24 protein-coding genes are annotated in these 23,393 nt (G+C 71.1%); 1 reads left to right on the top strand and 23 read right to left on the bottom strand.

Features of this window, described 5'->3' with window-relative positions:
• Positions 1-50 precede the first annotated feature (50 nt).
• From ACT3UL_RS02690 to ACT3UL_RS02590, 21 genes are all read right to left on the bottom strand, one after another.
• Positions 51-518: a DUF2752 domain-containing protein gene (locus ACT3UL_RS02690; RefSeq protein WP_444576586.1), complete on the bottom strand. Its 468-nt coding sequence runs from the start codon at positions 516-518 to the stop codon at positions 51-53.
• Entirely contained in the window at positions 515-763 is a 249-nt protein-coding gene (locus ACT3UL_RS02685) for an HGxxPAAW family protein (RefSeq protein ID WP_444576585.1), read from the bottom strand. The genes ACT3UL_RS02690 and ACT3UL_RS02685 overlap by 4 nt, the downstream gene beginning before the upstream one ends.
• A 110-nt stretch (positions 764-873) precedes the next feature.
• Positions 874-1,617 carry a Trp biosynthesis-associated membrane protein gene (locus ACT3UL_RS02680; RefSeq protein ID WP_444576584.1) on the bottom strand — a complete coding sequence of 248 codons (744 nt, stop codon included), beginning with the start codon at positions 1,615-1,617 and terminating at the stop codon, positions 874-876.
• On the bottom strand, positions 1,614-3,209 hold the full coding sequence (locus tag ACT3UL_RS02675) for an anthranilate synthase component I (RefSeq protein WP_444576583.1): 1,596 nt from the start codon (positions 3,207-3,209) through the stop codon (positions 1,614-1,616). The genes ACT3UL_RS02680 and ACT3UL_RS02675 overlap by 4 nt, the downstream gene beginning before the upstream one ends.
• The gene (gene hisI / locus ACT3UL_RS02670; RefSeq protein ID WP_444576582.1) at positions 3,206-3,655 is read right to left on the bottom strand and encodes a phosphoribosyl-AMP cyclohydrolase; all 450 of its coding nucleotides are present in this window, start codon (positions 3,653-3,655) and stop codon (positions 3,206-3,208) included. Before hisI ends, ACT3UL_RS02675 begins: the two co-directional genes overlap by 4 nt.
• Entirely contained in the window at positions 3,652-4,860 is a 1,209-nt protein-coding gene (gene metK / locus ACT3UL_RS02665) for a methionine adenosyltransferase (RefSeq protein WP_444576581.1), read from the bottom strand. Before metK ends, hisI begins: the two co-directional genes overlap by 4 nt.
• Positions 4,857-6,131, bottom strand: a complete 1,275-nt coding sequence (coaBC, locus tag ACT3UL_RS02660; RefSeq protein ID WP_444576580.1) for a bifunctional phosphopantothenoylcysteine decarboxylase/phosphopantothenate--cysteine ligase CoaBC — start codon at positions 6,129-6,131, stop codon at positions 4,857-4,859. Before coaBC ends, metK begins: the two co-directional genes overlap by 4 nt.
• 25 nt (positions 6,132-6,156) lie before the next feature.
• On the bottom strand, positions 6,157-6,519 hold the full coding sequence (gene rpoZ, locus ACT3UL_RS02655; RefSeq protein ID WP_444576579.1) for a DNA-directed RNA polymerase subunit omega: 363 nt from the start codon (positions 6,517-6,519) through the stop codon (positions 6,157-6,159).
• An 83-nt stretch (positions 6,520-6,602) separates the two neighbouring features.
• Positions 6,603-7,202 (bottom strand): guanylate kinase, encoded by a 600-nt coding sequence (gmk, locus tag ACT3UL_RS02650; protein WP_444576578.1) that lies wholly within the window; start codon positions 7,200-7,202, stop codon positions 6,603-6,605.
• Positions 7,199-7,525: an integration host factor, actinobacterial type gene (gene mihF / locus ACT3UL_RS02645; protein ID WP_193117277.1), complete on the bottom strand. Its 327-nt coding sequence runs from the start codon at positions 7,523-7,525 to the stop codon at positions 7,199-7,201. The genes gmk and mihF overlap by 4 nt, the downstream gene beginning before the upstream one ends.
• Positions 7,526-7,731: 206 nt before the next feature.
• Entirely contained in the window at positions 7,732-8,571 is an 840-nt protein-coding gene (pyrF, locus tag ACT3UL_RS02640) for an orotidine-5'-phosphate decarboxylase (RefSeq protein ID WP_444576971.1), read from the bottom strand.
• 77 nt (positions 8,572-8,648) lie between these two features.
• On the bottom strand, positions 8,649-12,014 hold the full coding sequence (gene carB, locus ACT3UL_RS02635) for a carbamoyl-phosphate synthase large subunit (protein WP_444576577.1): 3,366 nt from the start codon (positions 12,012-12,014) through the stop codon (positions 8,649-8,651).
• On the bottom strand, positions 12,014-13,291 hold the full coding sequence (gene carA / locus ACT3UL_RS02630) for a glutamine-hydrolyzing carbamoyl-phosphate synthase small subunit (RefSeq protein ID WP_444576576.1): 1,278 nt from the start codon (positions 13,289-13,291) through the stop codon (positions 12,014-12,016). Before carA ends, carB begins: the two co-directional genes overlap by 1 nt.
• Complete coding sequence (locus tag ACT3UL_RS02625; RefSeq protein WP_444576575.1) at positions 13,288-13,782, bottom strand: PH-like domain-containing protein; 495 nt, start codon at positions 13,780-13,782, stop codon at positions 13,288-13,290. The genes carA and ACT3UL_RS02625 overlap by 4 nt, the downstream gene beginning before the upstream one ends.
• Positions 13,779-15,113 carry a dihydroorotase gene (locus ACT3UL_RS02620; protein ID WP_444576574.1) on the bottom strand — a complete coding sequence of 445 codons (1,335 nt, stop codon included), beginning with the start codon at positions 15,111-15,113 and terminating at the stop codon, positions 13,779-13,781. The genes ACT3UL_RS02625 and ACT3UL_RS02620 overlap by 4 nt, the downstream gene beginning before the upstream one ends.
• Positions 15,110-16,066 (bottom strand): aspartate carbamoyltransferase catalytic subunit, encoded by a 957-nt coding sequence (locus ACT3UL_RS02615; protein WP_444576573.1) that lies wholly within the window; start codon positions 16,064-16,066, stop codon positions 15,110-15,112. Before ACT3UL_RS02615 ends, ACT3UL_RS02620 begins: the two co-directional genes overlap by 4 nt.
• On the bottom strand, positions 16,063-16,710 hold the full coding sequence (pyrR, locus tag ACT3UL_RS02610) for a bifunctional pyr operon transcriptional regulator/uracil phosphoribosyltransferase PyrR (RefSeq protein WP_444576572.1): 648 nt from the start codon (positions 16,708-16,710) through the stop codon (positions 16,063-16,065). Before pyrR ends, ACT3UL_RS02615 begins: the two co-directional genes overlap by 4 nt.
• 228 nt (positions 16,711-16,938) lie before the next feature.
• Positions 16,939-17,376 (bottom strand): transcription antitermination factor NusB, encoded by a 438-nt coding sequence (nusB, locus tag ACT3UL_RS02605; RefSeq protein WP_444576571.1) that lies wholly within the window; start codon positions 17,374-17,376, stop codon positions 16,939-16,941.
• A gap of 77 nt (positions 17,377-17,453) precedes the next feature.
• Entirely contained in the window at positions 17,454-18,014 is a 561-nt protein-coding gene (gene efp, locus ACT3UL_RS02600; protein WP_444576570.1) for an elongation factor P, read from the bottom strand.
• A gap of 75 nt (positions 18,015-18,089) precedes the next feature.
• Entirely contained in the window at positions 18,090-18,719 is a 630-nt protein-coding gene (locus ACT3UL_RS02595; protein ID WP_444576569.1) for a MarR family transcriptional regulator, read from the bottom strand.
• A 150-nt stretch (positions 18,720-18,869) separates the two neighbouring features.
• Positions 18,870-20,474 carry an ABC-F family ATP-binding cassette domain-containing protein gene (locus tag ACT3UL_RS02590; protein WP_444576970.1) on the bottom strand — a complete coding sequence of 535 codons (1,605 nt, stop codon included), beginning with the start codon at positions 20,472-20,474 and terminating at the stop codon, positions 18,870-18,872.
• Positions 20,475-20,792: 318 nt separating this feature from the next.
• On the opposite strand from ACT3UL_RS02590, the gene ald reads away from it, so the two are divergent.
• The gene (gene ald, locus ACT3UL_RS02585) at positions 20,793-21,908 is read left to right on the top strand and encodes an alanine dehydrogenase (protein ID WP_444576969.1); all 1,116 of its coding nucleotides are present in this window, start codon (positions 20,793-20,795) and stop codon (positions 21,906-21,908) included.
• A 235-nt stretch (positions 21,909-22,143) separates the two neighbouring features.
• Here ald and ACT3UL_RS02580 read toward each other — a convergent pair whose 3' ends face one another.
• Both ACT3UL_RS02580 and sufC read right to left on the bottom strand, forming a co-directional pair.
• Positions 22,144-22,476: a metal-sulfur cluster assembly factor gene (locus tag ACT3UL_RS02580; RefSeq protein WP_443404277.1), complete on the bottom strand. Its 333-nt coding sequence runs from the start codon at positions 22,474-22,476 to the stop codon at positions 22,144-22,146.
• 99 nt (positions 22,477-22,575) lie between these two features.
• Positions 22,576-23,337: a Fe-S cluster assembly ATPase SufC gene (sufC, locus tag ACT3UL_RS02575; protein WP_443404276.1), complete on the bottom strand. Its 762-nt coding sequence runs from the start codon at positions 23,335-23,337 to the stop codon at positions 22,576-22,578.
• Positions 23,338-23,393 lie beyond the last annotated feature (56 nt).

The following is a 23,393-nucleotide window of genomic DNA, read 5'->3' as shown; positions in this document are numbered from 1 at the left end:
GCAGCAGTCGGGGGCGATGCCCGCAGATCGCGAGCACCTCGGGTCCGGTCTCAGGCGCCGATGAAGGAGATCGGGGCGATGAACCAGAAGGCGGGAAGGTTGCGCAGCACGGTGAAGACGGCGATGAGGGCGACCAGGATGTATGCCACCCGGGTGGAGGGCAGCAGGTCGGTGGCCAGCCCGCGCACCCGGCGGATCATCCAGAGCACGAAGGCTGCGGCCACCAGCGGCAGTGCGACGGTGATCAGCGCATTGCTGCGCAGGGCGAGCAGCAGATCCCCGGCGAGCACGGAGTGCACGGCACGGATCGCGCCGCAGCCCGGGCAGTACAGGCCTGTCAGGTGGTAGACGATGCACAGCGGGATGTCCGTGCGGAACGGGTCGAAGACCAGCTGGACCCCGACCGCCAGGGCGAGGCCGCCGGCCACGATGCCCGCCGGGAGCAGCGCCCTGCGCAGTCCGCGGGCGGGAACGGCCGTCACGGCAGCGCCGTGCCGGTCGCCCACCCCGGTGGTCACCGCGCTTCGGCCTCAGAGGCCCGACGACGGGGCTGACCGAAGCCGGCGAGGGACAGGACGATGCCGGCGATGATCGACACGGCGATCACGCCGGTGCCGATCCACACGAGCAGCACCATCGGCAGGATCATGCCCAGCCCGATGAAGAGGGCGCCGAGGACCACGCCGAAGTTCAGCGTGTACGCGGCCACGGTCTTACCCTCGTTGTGGGGCGGGGGCGGCGGCACGGTGTAGGTCTTGGTCATGATCCTTCTCCAGTCAGGGGCCCGGTCCAGGCCATTGTGCCACGTCATCCTCGGGTCGAGGCGGAGGCGTCCGCCCCGCGCCGCAGGAGGCGCGGGCGGGGTGAGCACCATCACCGGATCGGAGTTCCGGCGGGGCCGTCCTCGCTCTCCGGGGGCGGATCCTGCTCGCCGTCCTCGGGAGCGGTCGAGCCGGCTTCGGGCTCCCCCAGTCCGGCGCTGGGATCCTCACCCCGGGTGAGGGCGTCCCAGGCGGCGGCCGGGTCGTCGGCCGGGTCCGACGGCGCGGCGACCGCCGCGCTGCGGTATCGGGTCCCCCGCGGCCAGCGCCCTCCCACCAGGAGCACGACGACGCCGATCGCGCAGAGGACGAGCGCGGGCAGGATCGAGATCAGCGGCCAGCTCGTGGCGGTGGCATCGACCTGCGCGCCGACCACCCCGGTGGCCTCGGTGATGGCTCCGGCCGAGGTCCCTTCGGGGTCCAGGGTGACCGCGAACGCCGACCAGGCCGCGCCGAGTCCGGCGGCGATCAGCACGGGTCCGGTGACGAACCGGACCCAGGACGAGGCCAGGGAGGTCGCCAGGGACGCCGCGATGGCCACGATCGCCAGGGCGAGCACGGCCGGCGCGGCGTCGGTGCCGGTGACGGCGACGGTCTGGGCGCTGCCCGTGAGGTCGGGGGCATCCGCCTGGGTCCAGGTCAGCCTCGTGGCACCGATCAGCAGCCCGGAGACCGCGGTGCCCGCGAGCACGGTGAGTGCGCGGCCGGGACGGCGACCGGCCCGTCGTGCGGGCGGCCGCTGCGATGCGCGATCCTGCTGCGGATCGACGGGTGTGCGCGGGGTCGGCGTGCTCATGCGGAGCGCAGCGTGTCGGCGGAGGCCACGGCGCGCAGGGCGGCCGCTGCCTTCGACTGGGTCTCGCGGTATTCGGTGGTGGCGTCGGAATCCGCAACCACTCCCCCGCCGGCCTGCACGTGAGCGGTGCCGTCCTTGAGGACCGCGGTGCGGATCGCGATCGCCATGTCCATGTCGCCCGCGAAGTCGATATAGCCCACTGTGCCTCCGTAGACGCCGCGGCGCACCGGCTCGAGACGGTCGATGATCCGCATCGCCGAGGGCTTCGGGGCCCCCGAGAGGGTGCCGGCGGGGAACGTGGCGCGCAGGGCGTCGTAGGCCAGGGCGTCCTCGCGGATCGTCCCGGTCACCGTGGAGACGATGTGCTGGATGTGCGAGAAGCGCTCGATGTGCATGAAGTCCCGCACCACCACCGTGCCGGGGTCGCAGAACTTCTGCAGGTCGTTGCGGGCGAGGTCCACCAGCATCAGATGCTCCGAGCGCTCCTTGGGATCGGCGAGCAGCTCCTGGCCCAGGCGCTCGTCCTCCTCCGGGGTGGCGCCGCGAGGCCGCGAGCCGGCGATCGGATGCGTGGTCGCGGTGCGGCCGCGCACGGTGACGAGGGACTCCGGGCTCGCGCCCACCACATCGATCGGTTCGCCGTCGGCGTCGATCGTGCGCAGCAGGTACATGTACGGGCTGGGGTTCATGCGCCGCAGCACCCGATAGACGTCCAGCGGGTGCGCCGAGGCCGAGAGCGAGAACCGCTGGGAGGGCACGACCTGGAAGATCTCACCGTCCACGATGTCCTGGACCGCCTCGTGCACGGCACGCTCGTAGTCGAGCCGCGCGGTGCGGGACTTCGCTTCGAGGTCGCGCACCGTCTCGTAGACCATCGCACCGCTGCTCAGCGGGGTGCGCAGGCGCTCCCGCATCGCCTCCAGCCGGGCGAGGGCGTCGTCATAGGCGGCGTCCACCCCGTCGTCCGTGGCGTTGAGGTTCAGGGCGTTGGCGACCAGGACGACCGTGGAGTCGTGGGCATCGTGGACCACGACGTCCTGGGCCAGCAGCATGGACAGGTCCGGCAGGCCCACTTCATCGGGCGGGGAGGCGGGGAGCTTCTCCCAGTGGCGCACGGCGTCATAGGCGATGAATCCGACCATGCCGCCGGAGAACGGCGGCAGGTGCGGCTGGCGTGCGGCACGGAAGGCGCTGGTGACCTCGCGCAGCGCCTCCACCGGGCTGCCGTCGACGGGCACGCCGCTGGGGACGTCCCCGATCCAGCGGGCCCTGCCCTCGTGCTCGGTGAGCACGGCGCGGGCGCGCGTGCCGATGATCGACCAGCGAGAGGTCTCGCCCTCGCCGGCGGATTCGAGGAGGAACGTGCCGCGGCCGTCGCCGTCCGCGGTGAGGCGTCGGTACAGGGAGACGGGGGTGTCCTCGTCGGCGAGGAGACGGACGCTCACCGGCACCACACGCTGGCGGGCGGCCAGGGCCCGGAAGGTGGCGCGGTCTGGCTGGATCGTGCCCAGGGCGTCGCCCTCCCGGCCGGCGACCAGCTCGGGATAGACCTCGGAGCGAGCGCTCGGAGCGGGGACGGGACGGTCGGTCATGCTGTGCGCTCCGTGGGGTCCAGGACGACGGCGCCCAGGTCGCCGCCGTCGAAACAGGTCTCGGTGCCGCGGTGGCACGCCGCGCCCACCTGGTCCACCTCGATCAGCAGGGTGTCGGCGTCGCAGTCGATTGCGACGGAGCGGACCCACTGCACGTGCCCGCTCGTATCGCCCTTGCGCCAGTACTCGCGCCGGGAGCGCGACCAGTAGGTGGCGCGGCCGGACGTGAGGGTGCGGTGCAGCGCCTCGTCGTCCATCCATCCGACCATCAGCACGCGGTGGTCGGTGGCGTCCTGGACCACGGCGGTGATCAGGCCGGACTCATCACGCTTCAGCCGCGCGGCGAGCTCGGGATCGAGCCCGGAGGCGGGAACGGCAGGCCGGGCGGCGGCCGTAGGAGCAGCGGCCGTAGGAGCAGCGGCGGTGGGGGCAGCGGGAGTGGTCACAGCGCGCGCTCCAGCTCCTCCGCGCGATCGGCGCGCTCCCAGGTGAACTCGGGCAGCTCGCGACCGAAGTGGCCGTGCACCGAGGTCAGGGCATAGATCGGGCGCAGCAGGTCGAGAGCGTCGATCAGAGCGGCGGGGCGCAGGTCGAAGACCTTCCGCACGGCAGCGGCGATCTGGTGGGCGGGGCGGTGGGCGGTGCCGAACGTCTCGACATAGAGCCCCACGGGCTCCGCGACGCCGATCGCGTAGGCGACCTGGACCTCGCAGCGGTCCGCGAGACCCGCGGCGACGATGTTCTTCGCGACCCAGCGCATGGCGTATGCCCCGGAGCGGTCCACCTTCGAGGGATCCTTGCCGGAGAAGGCCCCGCCGCCGTGACGGGCCATGCCGCCGTAGGTGTCCACGATGATCTTGCGGCCGGTCAGACCGGCATCGCCCTTGGGCCCTCCGAGCACGAAGCGGCCCGAGGGGTTGATGTGGGTGGTGACGTCCGAGACGTCCAGGCCGAGCGCTGCGAGGTCCTCGAGGACCGGGCCGATGACGACCTTCGAGATGGCCGGCGCGAGCTGGCTGCCGAGGTCGACCTCCTCGCTGTGCTGCGTGGAGACCACGACCGCCTCGACGGTGCGGGCCACGCCGTCCTCGTCGTAGCCGATCGAGACCTGGGTCTTGCCGTCGGGGCGCAGGTACGGCAGCACCCCGTCGCGGCGGGCGGCCGAGAGGTTCGCGGTGAGCCGGTGCGCGGCGTGGATCGGCAGCGGCATCAGCTCGGGGGTGTCGTGGCAGGCATAGCCGAACATGAGTCCCTGGTCCCCGGCGCCGAGCCGTGCGAAGGCTTCGGCGGCGGCGTCCCCGCGGGTCTCGAACGACGTGTCCACGCCCTGGGCGATGTCCGGGGACTGCGCGCCGATGGAGACCTCGATGCCGCAGGAATCCGCGTCGAAGCCCTTCTCGGAGGAGTCGTAGCCGATCTCCCGGATGACGTCGCGCACGATCGTCGCGACGTCGCTGTACCCGGTGGTGCGGACCTCGCCGGCGACGTGCACGAGGCCGGTGGTCACCATGGTCTCGACGGCGACGCGTGCGTCGCGGTCCTGGGACAGCAGGTCATCGAGGATCGCATCGGAGATCTGGTCGCAGATCTTGTCCGGGTGTCCTTCGGTGACCGATTCTGAGGTGAAGGTGCGCAGCTCGCTGGAGGTCATGCGGACCAGGGTACTTGCGGCAGCCGACCGGCGAGTTCGTCGAGCACCGCGTGGGCGACGACGGTCTTGCTCCCGGCCGCCTCGGCGACCTCGGCCCCCTCGCCGTCCAGGATGCGCACGGCATTGTCCGAGGAGCCGAACACTCCTGCGGTGACGTCGTTGAAGACCAGCAGGTCAGCACCCTTGCGGCGGGCCTTGGAGCGGGCCAGATCGAGGGCCGAGCTGCCGTTCCCGCCGGTCTCGGCCGCGAAGCCGACGATCACGGGGTGCTCGGCATCGCCGCGGTCCAGCACGCTGTGACGCAGGATGTCGTCGGTGCGACGCAGGGCGATCGTGGGCACCGAGTCGGCCTCGGACTCGTCCTTCTTGATCTTCTCCTGGCTCCGCTCGGCGGCGGTGAAATCTGCCACAGCGGCGGCCATGACCAGGCCGTCCACGCCGCCGCGATGCTCGGCAACGGCCGCGGCGAGCTCGGCGGCACTGCCGACATCGAGCCGCCGGGCGCCGGGCGGGGTCTCCAGGTCGACGTTCGCGGCGGCCAGGAGCACCCGCGCGCCCCGCACGAGAGCGGCATGGGCGAGGGCCCAGCCCTGCCGTCCCGAGGAATGGTTGGCGAGGAAGCGCACCGGGTCGAGGTCCTCCCGGGTGCCGCCGGCGGTGATGAGCAGCTCGTGCCCGGCGAGGTCCTGGAGCACCTCGCCGCGCTCGCCCCGCGGCGCGGTGATCGCGGCGCGCGCCGCCTCGAGCAGCGCGGCGGGCTCGGGCAGACGGCCGGGGCCGGAGTCGGGACCGGTCAGGCGGCCGACAGCGGGTTCCAGCACGATGACGCCGCGCTCCCGCAGCACGGCGACGTTCTCGAGCGTCGCCGGGTGCTGCCACATCTCGGTGTGCATCGCGGGGGCGAGGACGACCGGTGCCCGGGTCACGAGCAGGGAGGCGGTGAGCAGATCATCGGCACGGCCCGTGCGCATCCGCGCCAGCAGGTCGGCGGTGGCGGGGGCGATCACGATCAGGTCGGCCTCCTGGCCGAACCGGACGTGCGCAACCTGGTCGACGTCCTCGAACACCGAGGTCAGGACCTTGTGACCGCTGAGCGCCTCCCACGTCGCGGCACCCACGAACTGCAGTGAGGACGCGGTCGGGACGACGCGCACGTCGGCCCCTTCACCGACAAGACCGCGCACCAGGTGCGCGGTCTTGTAGGCGGCGATCCCTCCGCCGACGCCGACCAGGACGCGGGCACCGTCGAGGGTGCTCTTCACGATGCTCATCGCAGCTCCCGGTGGAGGGTGAAGGTCAGAAGCCGAATTCGGAGGACGGGACCTCGGGGGCGTCGTCGCCGAGCTTGAGCGGCGCCGGGGCGTCCGGATCGGGCTCGTTCTGGGCGGCGTACTCGGCCTCGTCGATCTCGCGGACGGTCAGCAGGCCCTCGTCGATCTCGCGCAACGCGATCGACAGGGACTTCTCCTGGTTGTCCACGTCCACCAGCGGGCCGACGAACTCGAGCAGGCCCTCGGAGAGCTGCGAGTAGTAGGCGTTGATCTGGCGGGCGCGCTGGGAGCCGTAGAGCACCAGCGCGTACTTGGAATCGACGGTCTCCAGGAGACGGTCGATCGGGGGGTTCGTGATGCCTTCGGGCTGAGCGACTGTTCCGGCCACGGATGTCCCTTCGTAAGTTTCGGGGTGCGACGCTTCAGGATACGCCCTCGACCCGGGAAGGGGCGAGTGCGCCGGCGCACGGGTCAGGTGAGGTCGCGCACGCCGATCAGGCCGGCGAGCTCTGCGGCGGCGCTGTCCACGGTGTCGTTGACGATGGTCACGTCGAACTCGCTCTCCGCGGCCAGCTCGACCTTCGCGGTCTCCAGCCGGCGTTCGCGCTCCTGGGCGTCCTCGGTGCCCCGGCCCACGAGCCGGTCCACGAGGGTGTCCCAGTCCGGCGGGGCGAGGAACACGAAACGGGCGTCGGGCAGGGAGTCGCGCACCTGCCGAGCACCGGCGAGATCGATCTCCAGCAGCACTGGCCGCCCTTCGGCGACCTTCTCCTCGACGGGACCGCGCGGCGTGCCGTACTTGTTGCGGCCGTGGACGACCGCCCACTCGAGCATCTGCCCGGTGTCGACGAGACGGGAGAACTCCTCCTCCGTCACGAACCGGTAGTGCACGCCGTCGACCTCACCGGGCCGTGCGGGCCGGGTGGTCGCGGACACCGAGAGCCAGATCTCGGGGTACTGCGCGCGGATCGCTGCGGAGACCGTGCCCTTGCCGACGGCTGTGGGCCCGGCCAGGACCGTGACGGGGGCCGGTGCCGTCGTGACGGCACCGGCCCCTGACGGATCGGTCACTCGGAGAAGTGGGCGACGAGCTTCTCCGCCTGATGGGAGCCGAGGCCCCGGATCTTGCGGGAGGGGGAGATGCCGATCTCCTCCATGATCTGCTGTGCCTTGACCTTGCCGACGCCCGGCAGCGCCTCGAGCAGCGCGGCGACCCGGAGGCGACCGACGATCTCGTTGGATTCGGCCTCGACGAGGACCTTCTTGATCTCGGCGCCTCGGTGGCCGGCGCTGTCCTTGAGCCGGGCCTTGATGACCGCGCGCTCGCGACGAGCCTCGGCGGCCTTCTTCAGGGCGTCGGCCCGCTGCTCAGGGGTGAGGGGAGGGAGAGCCACTGTTCTTACCTCATCTTCTCTTGCTGGTGACGGGCGGGATCCGGGAGGACCACGCGTGTGGGAAGAGCGTAACCCCAATATCGTGGCCAAGGGCACTTCTGACACGCTCCACCCCAGGTCGGGTGCAGATCAGGGGCGTCCCGGACCTCTCCGGAACGCCCCTGAACCCGGCTTCCGCGACGATGCGCCGCGGTGTGCTCAGACGGTCATGACCGGCCGCTGTACTCGTCCCGGAGCCTGCCGACGACCTCGCGCAGACGCACCGGGTCCGGACCCTCGGACAGGATCCCGCGGGACAGCGAAACCAGGACGTGACCTGCACTGTCGCCGAATACTTCCACCATCTGGTCGGGGCCTGCACCCTGGGCGCCGAAGCCCGGGGCGAGCAGTGGCACCGAGGGAGCGGCGCGGTCCAGTCCGAGCCGCCGATAGGCGTCGCCGACCGTCGCGCCGACGACCAGTCCGACGCTCCCCCACTCCCCCGGATCTCCGGCACCGATCCGCTCGGCGTGTCGCGCGATCTTCAGCGCCACCGGCGTGTCTGGTGCCGTCAGCGCGTGCTGGACCTGCGGTCCGTCGGGGTTCGAGGTCAGGGCGAGGACGAACAGGCCCTTGCCGTGCTCGAGGGCGAGATGCACCGCAGGATCGAGCGATCCGGTCCCCAGGTACGGGCTCACGGTGATCGCATCGGCCTCGAGAGGCGCTCCCGGGGCGAGGTGCGCCTGGGCGTACGCCCCCATCGTCGAGCCGATGTCGCCGCGCTTGACGTCGAGGATGGTGAGCACCCCGCGCTCGCGCGCAGCGGCCAGGAGACCCTCGAGGACCGCGACACCGGCGGACCCGTGACGCTCGAAGAAGGCCGACTGCGGCTTGACCGCGGCGACCTGCCCCGCGACGGCGTCCAGCGTGATGCGCGAGAACGCCTCGAGGCCGGCCGGGGTGTCCGGCAGGCCCCACGCCTCGAGCAGCGAGGCGTGGGGGTCGATCCCTGCGACGATCGGGCCGTTCTCCTGCACCGACCGCTGCAGGCGCGCACCGAAGGGCACCGGAGCCGTTCCGCTCGTGCCGCCCGACCCGCTCGTGCCGCCCGACGCGCTCGTGCCGTGCACGTCGTTCTGGTCGCTCACGCGCCGGCCTCGGCGACCGCGGCGGCACGGGCCTCGACCAGGCGCCGGGTGTGCTCCTGCAGGCTGCCCACCGCGAACGGCTCCTCGGGCCGTGCCTCGATCGCCTGCACGGCGGCCTGGAACTCCTGGAGCGTCGTGATCATCGGGACGTCCATGCTGGTCGCCGCCGCGCGGATGGCATATCCATCCGCACGGGCGTTCGAGCCCGAGGGGGTGTTCAGCACGAGGGCGATGTCGCCCGCCTCGAGAAGCTCGATGACGCTCGCGCCCTCTCCGTCGGCCTCCGAGGCCTTGCGGAGCACCGTGCAGGGGATCCCGCTGCGTCGCAGCACACGACCGGTGCCGGCCGTGGTGAGGATGTCGAAGCCGAGCGCCGCGAGCCGGGCCGCGGGCAGCACGACGGCGCGCTTGTCCCGGTCGGCGACCGAGATGAACACGCTGCCGGACATCGGCAGCCCCTGCCCGGAGATCGCCAGCTGGGATTTCGCGAAGGCGAGCGGGAAGGTCGCATCCAGCCCCATGACCTCGCCGGTGGAGCGCATCTCCGGGCCGAGCACCGAGTCCACTGCCCGACCCTCGCGGGTGCGGAAGCGCTTGAACGGGAGCACGGCCTCCTTGACCGCGATCGGGGAGTCGTCGGGAAGGTCCGCGCCATCGCCCTGGGCCGGCAGCACGCCGCGCTCGCGCAGCTCGACGATCGACTCCCCCGCCATCAGGCGGGCCGCGGCCTGCGCGAGGGGGACCCCGGTGGCCTTCGCGACGAAGGGCACCGTGCGCGACGCCCGGGGGTTCGCCTCCAGCACGTACAGGGTGCCCTGGGAGAGGGCGTACTGGACGTTGAGCAGCCCGCGCACGCCCACACCCTCGGCGATCCCGAGGGTCGAGGTGCGGATGCGGTCCATCACGTCATCGGAGAGGGTGACGGGTGGCAGGGTGCAGGCGGAGTCACCGGAGTGGATGCCGGCCTCCTCGATGTGCTCCATGATGCCGCCGAGGTAGAGGTCCGTCCCGTCGTACAGGGCGTCCACGTCGATCTCGATCGCGGTGTCCAGAAAGCGGTCGATGAGGATCGGCGCCTCGGCGCGGCCCCCATCGGGCAGGTTCCTGCTCACGTAGTCGACCAGACCGTCCTGGTCATAGACGATCTCCATGCCGCGCCCGCCGAGCACATAGCTCGGGCGCACCAGCACCGGGTATCCCACGGCGGCGGCGACCTCGGTCGCGTCCGCGAGGCCCCAGGCGGTGCCGTACGGAGGCGCCGGGAGGTCGGCGTCGGCGAGCACCGCACCGAAGTGGCCACGATCCTCGGCGAGGTCGATCGCCGCGGGGCTGGTGCCGATGATCGGCAGCCCGGCGTCCTGCAGCCGGTCGGCCAGCGAGAGCGGCGTCTGGCCGCCGAGCTGGACGATGACGCCCGCGACCGGCCCGGCCGCCTTCTCCGCCTCGTACACCTCGACGACGTCCTCGAAGGTGAGGGGCTCGAAGTAGAGCCGGTCGGCGATGTCGTAGTCCGTGGAGACGGTCTCGGGGTTGCAGTTGATCATGACGGTCTCGTACCCGCCGCCGGGCAGGTCCCGGTCGCCGAGAGCGAGCGCCGCATGGACGCACGAGTAGTCGAACTCGATGCCCTGGCCGATGCGGTTGGGTCCCGAGCCGAGGATCAGGATCGCCGGGCGCTCGCGCGGCTCGACCTCCGTCTCCTGGTCGTACGTGGAGTAGTGGTACGGCGTGCGGGAGGCGAACTCCGCGGCGCAGGTGTCGACGGTCTTGAAGACCGGGTTGATGCCCAGAGCTTCGCGCACGCCCTTGACGACGTCGCCGCTCTGCCCGCGCAGGCGACCGATCTGGTCGTCGGACAGGCCGTGCCGCTTGGCCAGTGCCAGCAGCTCGGCGTCGAGGACCTCGGAGGTGCGGATCTCGGCGGCGAGCTCGGCGACCAGCAGCATCTGGTCGAGGAACCAGCGGTCGATCCAGGTCGCCTCGACGAGGCGGTCCAGGGTCTCCGTCGGGTCCACGACGCCTTCGGCGGCGGCCCACAGGATGCGCGAGATCGTGACCAGACGGGTGTCGGTCGGGGTGCGCACGTCCTCGAGGAGGGCCGTGATCTCCACCGCGGTCGGCGGGGTGCCCGCGTAGGTGGGCGCGGCGCCCTTGACGTCGATCGAGCGCTGCGCCTTGCCGAGGGCCTCGGTGAAGTTGCGGCCCATGGCCATCGCCTCGCCGACGCTCTTCATGGTGGTGGTCAGCGTCGGATCCGCGGCCGGGAACTTCTCGAACGCGAAGCGCGGGACCTTGACCACCACGTAGTCCAGCGCGGGCTCGAAGCTCGCGGGGGTGGTGCCGGTGATGTCGTTGCGGATCTCGTCCAGGGAGTATCCGATCGCCAGGCGCGCCGCGATCTTCGCGATCGGGAAGCCGGTGGCCTTGGAGGCCAGCGCCGAGGACCGCGAGACGCGTGGATTCATCTCGATGACGACGATGCGACCGGTCTCGGGGTGCGTCGCGAACTGCACGTTGCAGCCGCCGGTGTCGACCCCGACCTCGCGGATGATGGCGATGCCCAGATCGCGCAGCTTCTGCATCTCCACGTCGGTCAGCGTGAGCGCCGGTGCGACGGTGACCGAATCACCCGTGTGCACGCCCACGGCGTCCACGTTCTCGATCGAGCAGACGACCACGCAGTTGTCGTTGCGATCGCGCATCAGCTCGAGCTCGAACTCCTTCCAGCCGAGGATGGACTCCTCCAGGAGCACCTCGGTGGTCGGCGAGTAGTGCAGGCCGTCGCCGCCGATGCGGCGCAGGTCCTGCTCGTCGTACGCCATGCCGGAGCCGAGTCCGCCCATGGTGAAGCTGGGGCGCACCACCATCGGGTACCCGAGCTCCTCGGCGCCGGCCAGCAGGTCATCGACCGTATGGCAGATCTTCGAGCGTGCGGATTCTCCGCCGACGCGGTCCACGACCTCCTTGAACAGCTGGCGGTCCTCGGCCTTGTTGATCGCGTCGAGGCTCGCACCGATCATCTCGACGCCGAACTCCTCGAGGGTCCCGTTCTCGGCGAGGGCGATCGCAGCGTTGAGAGCCGTCTGGCCGCCGAGGGTGGGCAGCAGCGCGTCGGGACGCTCGGCCGCGATGATCGAACGGATGATGTCGGGGTCGATCGGCTCGATGTAGGTGGCATCGGCGATGTCCGGATCGGTCATGATCGTCGCCGGGTTGGAGTTGACGAGGATGACCCGCAGGCCCTCCTCGCGCAGCACCCGGCAGGCCTGGGTGCCGGAGTAGTCGAACTCCGCGGCCTGGCCGATGACGATCGGGCCGGAGCCGATGACGAGGACGGAGGAGATGTCGGGACGACGGGGCATCAGGACTCCTTCTGCGAGGACTGGGGGTGGGAGGAGGAGCCGGTGGCGGCTGCGGAGCCGGCGGACGCGCCGGAGGCGCGGCGCTCGGTCACCAGGCTCACGAGGCGGTCGAAGAGGTACGAGGCGTCGTGCGGGCCGCCGGCCGCCTCCGGGTGGTACTGGACGGAGTAGGCGGGGCGATCGAGGCAGCGGATGCCCTCGACCACGTCGTCGTTGAGGCCGACGTGGGTGACGATGACCCGGCCGTAGCGGCCGCCGTCGTGCGGGGCCTCGTGCTCGCCCTCGAGGGGGACGTCCACGGCGAAGCCGTGGTTGTGAGCCGTGATCTCGACCTTGCCGGTCTCCTTGTCCATCACGGGCTGGTTGATGCCGCGGTGGCCGAACTTCAGCTTGTAGGTGTCGAAGCCGAGCGCCCGTCCCAGCAGCTGGTTGCCGAAGCAGATCCCGAAGAACGGCAGACCCGCGTCCAGCACTCCGCGCAGGAGGTCGACCTGGGCGGTCGCAGCGGCCGGGTCCCCGGGTCCGTTGGAGAAGAAGACGGCGTCGGGCTCGACGGCCAGCAGCTCCTCGAGGGACGTCGTGGCCGGGAGCAGGTGCACCCGGAGGCCGCGGGAGAGCATGCTGCGGGGCGAGGCGCCCTTGATGCCGAGGTCGACGGCGGCCACGGTGCCGATCACCTCGCCCTCGGGCTCGAGCACGATCGGCTGCGCGATGGTCACCTCCTCGACGAAGCTGGATCCGCTCATGGAGGGCTGCTCGCGCACCTGGGCGAGGAGCTCGTCCTCGGAGCTCTGCAGCGCATCACCGGAGAAGATGCCTCCGCGCATCGAGCCGGTGTCCCGCAGGCGACGGGTGAGCATGCGGGTGTCGATGTCGCTGATGCCCACCACCTCGCTGCTGACCAGCAGGTCGTCCAGGGACTGCTCCGAGCGCCAGCTCGAGGCGAGGCGGCTGGCGTCGCGCACGGCGTACCCGCGCACCCAGACCTTCCTCGACTCCATGTCCTCGGCGTTCGCACCGGTGTTGCCGATGTGCGGGGAGGTCTGGACGACGATCTGCCCCGCGTACGAGGGATCGGAGAGGGTCTCCTGGTAGCCGGTCATGCCGGTCGTGAAGACGACCTCGCCGAGGCGGGCGCCCTGGGCGCCGTAGGCGCTGCCGCGCAGGACCGTGCCGTCCTCGAGGATGAGCAGGGCGCGGTCACGACGTACGCGGGAGGTGGCCCGGACGCCTGATGGTGCGGGACCAGAGGACTGGTGCGGGGTGGGGACTGTCATGAGTGCTCCTTCCGGGAGAGCAGCAGATCGTGGTCGTCGCGCCGGGAGAGACGCAGACCGGTGTCGAGGAGCTGGTCGCCGAGGCGCCAGCGGAGGATGAGGATGCCGTCGCCGCCGACGAACTTGCCGGCCATGCCGGGCCCGGCGGTGACCTCGTCGAGGGCGTCGGCGGAGATGGTGAGGGGCGCGATACCCTCGCGATCGATGTGCCAGGTCCCGGCGGTGCCGACGCTGACGCGGGCGGCGGCGCGCTGGCCGAGCGAATGGGCGACCACCCGTTCGAGCGGCTGCCGGGCGAGCACCGTGCTCACGTAGACCGCGTCCAGAGGGCCGGTCTCGACGGCCTCCCCGAGCTCGTCGAGCGTGTCCCGGGACGGCTGCGGCAGATCCGACTGGGACGCGCCCCGTCGTCGCCAGCCCCAGGCCATGAGCACCAGGATCAGTGCGAAGAGGGCGATCAGCGCGAGGACCGGTCCGAGCTGCTCGCTCACCGCTCCACCACGAGGCCGTCGCGCACGGTGGGCCGACCCTCGAGCACGGTGAGGCGGTTCATCCCCGGCAGCTCGATCCCCGCGAACGGGGAGTTCCGGCTGCGCGAGGCGTGTTCGGCGGGATCGGCGGCGCGCACCGGCCGAGGATCCCAGACCAGCACATGCGCCGGGGCGCCGGGCTCGAGCGCCCAGCCCTGGTCCTCGTCGCGACCGATCTCGGCGGGCTTCTCCGAGAGCACGCGGGCCACGTCGCGCCAGGTCAGACGACCCTCGTCGACCATGGTCAGCTGCACGAGGGAGAGCGCCGTCTCGAGCCCCGTCATCCCCATCGCGGCCTGGTCCCACTCGCGGTCCTTGGCGTCGCGCGGGTGCGGTGCGTGATCTGTGGCGACGATGTCGATCGTGCCGTCGGCGAGCCCGTCGCGGACCGCCTGGACGTCCGCGGCGGTGCGCAGCGGCGGGTTCACCTTGAACACGGAGTCGAACTGGCGCACGTTCTCGTCGGTCAGCAGCAGGTGATGGGGAGTGACCTCGGCGGTCACAGCGATGCCGCGCTGCTTGGCCCAGCGCACGATGTCGACGCTGCCGGCGGTGGACAGGTGGCACACGTGCAGGCGGGAGCCGACGTGCTGGGCCAGCAGGACGTCCCGCGCGATGATCGACTCCTCGGCGACCGCGGGCCAACCGGCGAGGCCGAGCTCCGCGGAGACGACGCCCTCGTGCATCTGGGCGCCCTCGGTCAGCCGCGGGTCCTGGGCATGCTGGGCGATGACGCCGTCGAAGGACTTCACGTACTCCAGGGCGCGCCGCATCAGCACGGGGTCATGGACGCACTTGCCGTCGTCGCTGAACACGCGGACCTTGGCCCGCGAGTTGGCCATCGCGTCGAGCTCGGCGAGGCGCTCCCCCGCCAGCCCGACGGTCACGGCGCCGACGGGCCGCACGGAGCACCAGCCGGCGGTCTCACCGCGGCGGGCGACCTGCTCGACGACACCGGCGGTGTCGGCGACGGGCAGGGTGTTGGCCATGGCGTGGACGGCGGTGAACCCGCCCCGGGCGGCGGCGCGGGTGCCGGACTCGACGGTCTCGGCCTCCTCGCCGCCGGGCTCGCGGAGATGGGTGTGCAGGTCCACGAGGCCCGGCAGCACGATGCAGCCGTCGGCCTCGACGATCTCGGCGTCGGCGGGCACCTCGAGGTCGGCGCCGATCGCCGTGATGCGGCCTCCCTCGAGCAGGACGTCCTGGACGTCCTCACCGTAGGGACGGCCGCCGCGGATCAGCAGCGTGGAGGGCCCGGGACCACCGGGGGGTGCGGTCTGGTCGGCGGTCATCGGAGGCCCTCCCGGGAGTCGGTGGCGAGCAGGTGGTAGAGCACGGCCATGCGGACGAACACGCCGGAGGCGACCTGCTCGACGATGACGCTGCGCGGGGAGTCCGCGACGTCCCCGGCGATCTCGAACCCGCGGTTCATCGGGCCGGGATGCAGCACGATCGCGTGCTCGGGCAGGGAGGCGGCGCGGGCGGTGGTCAGCCCGTAGCGACGGGAGTACTCCCCCGCCGTGGGGAAGAAGCCACCACCGACCATGCGCTCGCTCTGGACGCGGAGCATCATCACCGCGTCGGGTCCGGTCGCGAGCGCCTCGTCGAGGTCGTAGCGGATCTCGCACGGCCACGCGGAGGCGCCGACGGGCACCAGCGCCGGCGGCGCGACCAGGGTGACGCGGGCCCCGAGCAGGGTCAGCAGCAGCACGTTGGAGCGTGCGACCCGCGAGTGGAGCACGTCGCCGACGATGACCACGTGGAGGCCGTCGAGGCCTGCGGTCGGGTCCCCGGGGCGCAGGTGGCGGCGCATCGTGAAGGCGTCGAGCATCGCCTGGGTCGGATGCTCGTGCGCGCCGTCGCCGGCGTTCACGATCGGCTGGTCGATCCACCCGGCATGGGCCAGCAGGTGCGCCGCGCCGGCGGACCCGGAACGGACCACGACCGCGTCGGCGCCCATGGCCTGCAGCGTGAGGGCGGTGTCCTTGAGCGTCTCCCCCTTGGAGATGCTCGAGCCCTTGGCGGAGAAGTTGATGACGTCGGCGGAGAGCCTCTTGGCCGCGGCCTCGAAGCTGATCCGGGTACGGGTGGAGTCCTCGAAGAAGAGGTTCACGACCGTGGTGCCGACCAGGGTGGGCAGCTTGCGGATCGAGCGCGACTGGGTCTCGGCCATGTGCTCGGCGGTCGCGAGCACGGCGATCGCCTCGTCGCGGTCGAGGTCGGCGATGGAGATGAAGTGCCTCATGCCGTCCCCTCCTCGATGACCGGCTCGGTGCCGGGGCGGACGATGTCCACCGCGTCGATCCCGTCCGTCTCGGTCAGCTGGACGTGCACCCGTTCGCTGCGCGAGGTGGGGAGGTTCTTCCCGACGTGATCGGCGCGGATCGGCAGCTGCCGATGACCGCGGTCCACGAGCACGGCGAGGCGCACGGCGGCGGGCCGACCGATCGCCCCGAGGGCGTCGAGGGCTGCGCGGATGGTGCGGCCGGAGTAGAGCACGTCGTCGACGAGCACCACGGTGCGGCCGTCGATGCCGTCGCGGGGGATGCGGGTGGGACTCGGCGCCCGGGTGGGATTGTGCCGCAGGTCGTCGCGGTACATGGTGATGTCCAGAGACCCGGCGAGCTGGTCGAGCGGGCGGTCGTCGCCCTCGGCTCGCGCGATCTGGGCGGCAAGCCGCTCGGCGAGCGGGACCCCGCGGTGCGGGATGCCGAGCAGCACGAGATCGTCGGCGCCATGGCCGCTCTCGAGGATCTCGTGGGCGATGCGGGTCAGCGCCCGACGGATCTCCTCGGCTCCGAGCACTCGGGAGTGCTCCGCCGGGGAATCGGCTGAGGTTCTCGCTGCGGATCCTGCCGTGGATCCTGATGGTGGTCGTACGTCATGCATGGGGTTCTCCCTTCCACGCCTCACGGGACGTGTCGTTAAAGGGTGCAGATGCTCGTTCTCGAGCGAGGTCGATCCTAGCGGCTCGGGTTCCGGCCGCGCGGGGGCGACCACCTTCCGGACGGCGCGACCGCCGCACGGTCCCGGACGCGTCCGTCGATGTGGTCCGCGCCGTGCTCACCGGTTGCGCGGACCGCCGGGCCCGGAGAGGTCTCCGGTGCCCGGCAGCGGTCAGGACAGCAGGCCGCGCACGTCCGCCAGTCGCTGCAGGAGTCCGTTGACGAAGCGCGGGGAGTCATCCGTCGAGAGGACCTCCGCGATCTTCGTGTACTCGCCGATCAGCGTCCCGCGCGGGGACTCGTCAGTGCCGTAGAGGACCTCGGCACTGCCCAGGCGCAGGATCGCCCGGTCGACCGCCGGCATGCGATGCAGGGGCCAGTCCCGGGAATGCGTGGCCAGGTCCTCGTCGATGTCCGCGGCGTTGGGCGCGTACAGCTCGACGAGGGCTCGTGCCGCCTCCGGCAACGGGCTCTGGGCCGCGGTGCGGCGCAGTCGCTGGGCGAGGACGTCGAGCACGTCCTCCCGCTTCGCATCCGCCTCGAACAGGACGTCCAGGGCCCGGATGCGATCGCGGGAACGCCGGTGGAGCCGGTCGGTGCCGGCAGGCACCGTCCGTTCGAACTCGACCTCTGCCCCCTCCCGCGTGGGATGAGGGAGGCCGGTGCCCCGAGGGGCGGGGGAATCGGTCACTTCACGCGCTCGAGGTACTCGCCGCCGCGGGTGTCGACCTTGACCTTGTCGCCCTGGTCCAGGAACAGCGGGACCTGGATCTCGCGGCCGGTCTCCAGGCGTGCGGGCTTGGTGCCGCCGCTGGAGCGGTCTCCCTGCAGGCCGGGCTCGGTGAACTCGATGGTCAGGACCACGGAGGCCGGCATCTCGACGAAGAGCGCATCGCCCTCGTGGAAGGCCACCACGACGTCCTGGCCCTCGACCATGAAGTCCCTGGCCTCGCCGACGATCTCCTCGGTGAGGTTCGTCTGCTCCCAGTTGGTGGTGTCCATGAACACGTACATGTCGCCGTCGAGGTAGGAGAACTGCATGTCGCGACGGTCCACGGTCGCGGTCTCCACCTTGAGGCCGGCGTTGAAGGTCTTGTCGACACCCTTGCCGGACAGGACGTTCTTGAGCTTGGTGCGCACGAAGGCCGGGCCCTTGCCGGGCTTGACGTGCTGGAAATCGACCACGCTCCAGAGCTGCTTGTCCAGAACGAGGACCATCCCGTTCTTCAGATCGTTCGTCGTCGCCATGAGTCTCCTCGGTAGTCGTCGGGGCGGAACAAGGATAGCGTGCCGGTTCGCTGCGGACCGGGGCGGCGGCCCCGCTCAGCGCTCCGACGTGAGGTCGATCATGCTCAGCAGACGGGTCGCGAGCGGATGCGCCGCGCTCTCCTCGCGCCAGCCGCTCGTCTTCACGGCCCGGGAGACGGTCTGCTGGGTGACCCCCAGGCGCTCGGCGAGCCGGGCCTGGGTCGCTCCGGGATCCTCGCGCAGGGCGCGGACGGCCTGCCACTGACCGCGATTGCGGGAACGCACGATCCATCCGATCAGGCCCAGCACCGCCTCGGCGTCCTGGGCGGTCTCACGGTGCCGGCCGTCGGCCGCGCGGACGTGGATCGGGACGCTGGTCGCCGACCGTTCCCGCCGGGCCGCCCGCACCGCGTCCTCCGCCGCCACGACGGCAGGTCCCTCGATCTCGCGGACGGAGCCGGGCAGCGGGCGTCGGACCGCTCCGATGCCCAGGCCGATCCTCCAGTCGCCCTCCTCGCGGGCTCGCAGCACCGCGTCGAGCGCGGCGTCGGCCCGGGAGGCGAGCGCGAGCAGGTCGGGGCCGACGGTGCGCTCGGCGGGCAGGGCGAGGGTCACGCCCTCGAGGGCCTCGAGCAGCGCGGGGACCGGATCTGTGCCGTCGCGCGAGGTGCGCACGGCGCCCCCGGCGAAGGAGAGGACGTACATGGACTGCCACCGCCTCGTCACGACGCGTGCTGCGCGTCGCGGTCGGGATCACGCGGGATTCAGGGCGAATCCGCTGTCCATGACACTACAGTCGAAAGACGGTGATATCGGGAGGGCGCGCAGGCGTCGGACCGGACGGGTCCGGACCGGTCAGGCGAGCTCGATGAGCTCCTGGTACTCCTCGTTCCACAGGTCCTCGACGGCGTCGGGCATCATCAGCACCCGCTCCGGGGAGAGCGAGGCGACGGCGCCCGGGTCGTGGGAGACCAGGACCACGGCGCCCTCGAAGGCCGCGAGCGCTCCGAGGATCTCCTCGCGGCTGGCGGGGTCGAGGTTGTTCGTCGGCTCATCCAGGAGCAGCACGTTCGCGCTGGAGACGACGAGCGTGGCCAGGGCGAGGCGCGTCTTCTCCCCACCTGAGAGCACTCCGGTGGACTTGTGGACGTCGTCGCCGGTGAAGAGGAACGAGCCCAGGATCTTGCGGGCCTCGACCTCGGCGATCTCGTGGGCCGCGGTCATCATGTTCTCCAGCACGGTGCGCTCGAGGTCGAGGGTCTCGTGCTCCTGCGCGTAGTAGCCGATGCGCAGGCCGTGACCGGGGAGCAGGCCGCCGGTGTCCGGCGCGTCGACCCCGGCGAGGATGCGCAGCAGAGTCGTCTTGCCGGCGCCGTTCAGGCCCAGGATGACCACCTTCGAGCCGCGGTCGATCGCGAGGTCCACCCCGGTGAAGATCTCGAGGCTGCCATAGGACTTCGAGAGGTCCCGCGCCATCAGCGGGGTCTTGCCGCAGGGAGCAGGCTTGGGGAAGCGCAGCGACGCCACCCGGTCCTGCTGACGCTCGCTCTCGAGGCCGTCGAGCATCCGCTCGGCGCGCTTGAGCATGTTCTGCGCGGCGACGGCCTTGGTGGCCTTGGCGCGCATCTTCTCGGCCTGGATGGTGAGGGTCGACGCCTTCTTCTCGGCGTTCATGCGCTCGCGCTTGCGGCGCTTCTCGTCGTCCTCGCGCTGGCGCTGGTAGAGCTTCCAGCCCATGTTGTAGATGTCGATCTCGGCGCGGTTGGCATCGAGGTAGAAGACCTTGTTCACGACGGACTCCACGATCTGGACGTCGTGGCTGATGATGATCAGACCGCCTCGGTAGGCCAGGAGGTACTCGCGCAGCCACACGATCGAGTCGTGGTCGAGGTGGTTGGTGGGCTCGTCCAGGATCATGGTGGAGGCCTGGGAGAACAGGATGCGGGCCAGCTCCACGCGGCGGCGCTGACCGCCCGAAAGGGTCCCGAGGCCCTGCTCGAGGATGCGATTGGGCAGGCCCAGGTTCGCGGCCATCCGCTTGGCCTCGGCCTCGGCGGCATAGCCGCCCACCGCGTCGAGCTCCGCGGAGAGCCGGGGGTAGCGGTTCATCGCCTTCTCGCGCTTGGCCTCGCTCAGACTCATGTCCCCCATCTCCTCCTCGGCCCGACGCAGCCGGCGCAGGATGTCGTCGAGGCCGCGGGCGGAGAGGATGCGGGCGATGACAGGTTCGTCCTCGTCACCGGCGTGGGTGTCCTGGGGGAGATAGCCCAGCTCGCCGGTGACCTCGACCGAGCCCTCGGAGGGCTGGAGGGTACCGGAGAGGACCTTCGTGAGCGTGGTCTTCCCGGCACCGTTACGGCCCACCAGGCCCACCCGGTCACCATCGGTGATCTGGAAGGAGACGTCGCTCATGAGCAGCCGGGCACCGACTCGGATGGCGAGGTCGTGCACGGTGATCACGGGATCAGACTCCTGGGTGTGGTGAGACGTGGCGGCGGGGCCGCGGAAGGTGTCGGCCATCTGCGGAGCGGGAGCGCTCAGGGGCCGGATCGAGTCTAGGGGCGCGGGCCCTCGTCGGCCGTGATTTTTCCGCCCACGGTGCGGTGAACCACAGTCCGCCACGGCGCTGCGTGATCAGGCCCTCGTGGTCCGATCGGAGACCCTCACAAGTCCGTCACTCCTCGGGGAGGGTTCGAGGCGCCATCGGGACCGCGTCGATGCCATGCTGGTCCCAGCGGTCGCAGAGGCGGCCGGACGACGATGCGAGGAGGCTTCGTGATGCGCATAGGTGTGCCCCGGGAGATCAAGAACAACGAGAACCGGGTGGGGCTGACCGCTGCAGGGGTCCATGAGCTCGCGGTCCGCGGCCACGACGTGGTGGTCGAGGCGAGCGCGGGCCTGGGTGCGCGGATCAGCGATGACGACTACCGGGCGGCAGGTGCCCGGATCCTGGCCACGGCCGACGAGGTCTGGGAGCAGGCGGAGCTGATCGTCAAGGTCAAGGAGCCGCTCCCGGACGAGTACGGGCGGATGCGGCGCGGGCAGGTGCTGCTGACCTACCTGCATCTCGCCGCCGACAAGGCGCTCACCGAGGCGCTGCTCGGATCCGGGGTGACCGCGATCGCCTATGAGACGGTGCAGCTGCCGGACCGGTCGCTGCCGCTGCTCTCCCCCATGAGCATGATCGCCGGGCGCCTGGCGACCCAGGTCGCGGCGTACCACCTGATGTCCCCGCTGGGCGGCTCCGGCATGCTCATGGGCGGTGTGCCCGGCACCTCCGAGGCGAATGTGCTGATCCTCGGCGGCGGCGTCGTCGGTGAGCAGGCCGCGATGATGGCCCACGGCCTGCACGCGGACGTCACGGTCATGGACCTCAACGTCTCGCGCCTCGGGCAGATCGCGACCATGCACCACGGCGGCATCCTCACGCGCTACTCCACCACCCTCGACCTCACGGAGAAGATCCAGCAGGCCGACGTGGTGATCGGATCGGTGCTGATCCCCGGCAAGCGGGCACCGAAGCTGGTGACCGACGAGATGGTCGCCTCGATGAAGCCGGGCTCCGTGCTCGTGGACGTCGCCATCGACCAGGGCGGATGCTTCGAGAACTCCCGCCCCACCACGCATGACGATCCGACGTTCGCCGTGCACGATGCAGTGTTCTACTGCGTCGCGAACATGCCGGGCTCGGTCCCCGTCACCGCCACCTCGGCACTGACGAATGCCACGCTCCCCTACGTGCTGAAGATCGCCGACGCCGGCTGGCGCGATGCTCTGCGATCCGACGAAGCCCTCGCGAAGGGCCTGCACACGCACGAGGGCACCCTCACGCATGCCGGGACCGGCGAGGCCCACGGGCTCGAGGTCTCCCCCGCGGAGCAGGTCATCGGCTGACCCTCCGCTCGCCCGGTGCGGGCTCCGCGCAGGAGCCGGTGCCGGGCGGGAGCCGTTCCCGTGCACGATGACGTCGAGCCCCACGTCAGACGGAAATGTCCCGGGAGGACCGATGCGACGGATCACATCGGTCCTCCCGGGACATCTCTGCGCAGGCCAGCTGCCGCGGCTGCCCGCTCGCCCTGCGGCGTGCGGGCCTCCGCCGTGATCAGGGCCCTGGAGCCTGATCAGTCGATCAGAGGTTGAAGCCGATCGCGCGCAGCTGCTCGCGGCCGTCCTCGGTGATCTTCTCCATGCCCCACGGCGGCATCCACACCCAGTTGATGCGATGCGATTCGGTGATGGGGTCCAGCACAGCGAAGGTCTGATCCTCAAGCATCTCCGTCAGGGGGCAGGCCGCGGAGGTGAGCGTCATGTCGATGACGGCATGGCCGTCCTCGACCGTCACGCCGTAGATGAGTCCGAGGTCGACGACGTTGATCCCGAGCTCGGGGTCGATCACGTCCTTCAGGGCCTCGAGGACGTCCTCGGAGCCGACGGTCGCCGACGGGGTCTTCTGGTCGGTCATGTGGGGTCCTCCTGATGAGGGACGGGCCGGGGTGCCGGACCGCAGATGTGATGGTGCCGCCCCGGCCCGGGATCGCGCCCGGGCCGGACCGGCATGGGGTCAGCTGCCGGAGCCGACGAGGTAGCGGTCGTAGCCCTCGTTCTCGAGGCGCTCGGCCAGCTCGGGGCCGCCCTGCTCCGCGACCTGGCCGTTGACGAAGACGTGGACGAAGTCCGGCTTCACGTACTGCAGGATGCGGGTGTAATGGGTGATCAGCATGATGCCGACCTCGGTCTCCTCCTTGGCGCGGTTCACGCCCTCGGAGACGATGCGCAGCGCGTCGACGTCGAGGCCGGAGTCGGTCTCGTCGAGGATCGCGATGCCCGGCTTGAGGAGCTGCATCTGCAGGATCTCGTGGCGCTTCTTCTCGCCGCCGGAGAAGCCCTCGTTGACGTTGCGCTCGGCGAAGACCGGGTCCATGCGGAGGTCCGCCATCGCGCCCTTGACGTCCTTGACCCAGGTGCGCAGGGCAGGGGCCTGGCCGTCGACCGCGGTCTTCGCGGTGCGCAGGAAGTTCGAGACGGTGACGCCGGGGACCTCGACCGGGTACTGCATGGCGAGGAAGAGACCGGCGCGTGCGCGCTCATCGATGCTCATCTCCAGGACGTTCTCGCCGTCCAGGGTGAGCTCGCCCTGCGTGATCTGGTACTTGGGGTGACCGGCGATCGCGTAGGCGAGGGTCGACTTGCCGGAGCCGTTGGGCCCCATGATCGCGTGGGTCTCGCCCGACTTGATGGTGAGGTCGACACCCTTGAGGATCTCCTTGGTGCCTTCAGGGGTCTCGACGGTGGCGTGGAGGTTCTTGATCTCCAGGATCGACATGGGCTGTTCTCCTTGACCAGTGGTGCTGGTGGATTCGTGGGTGATGAGTACGGGCG

Source organism: Brachybacterium sp. 107, from assembly GCF_052379725.1.
In the GTDB taxonomy this organism is placed as follows: Bacteria; Actinomycetota; Actinomycetes; order Actinomycetales; family Dermabacteraceae; genus Brachybacterium.
Note: the sequence above shows the minus strand (reverse complement) of the source record. Positions and strands in the feature narration are given on the sequence as shown.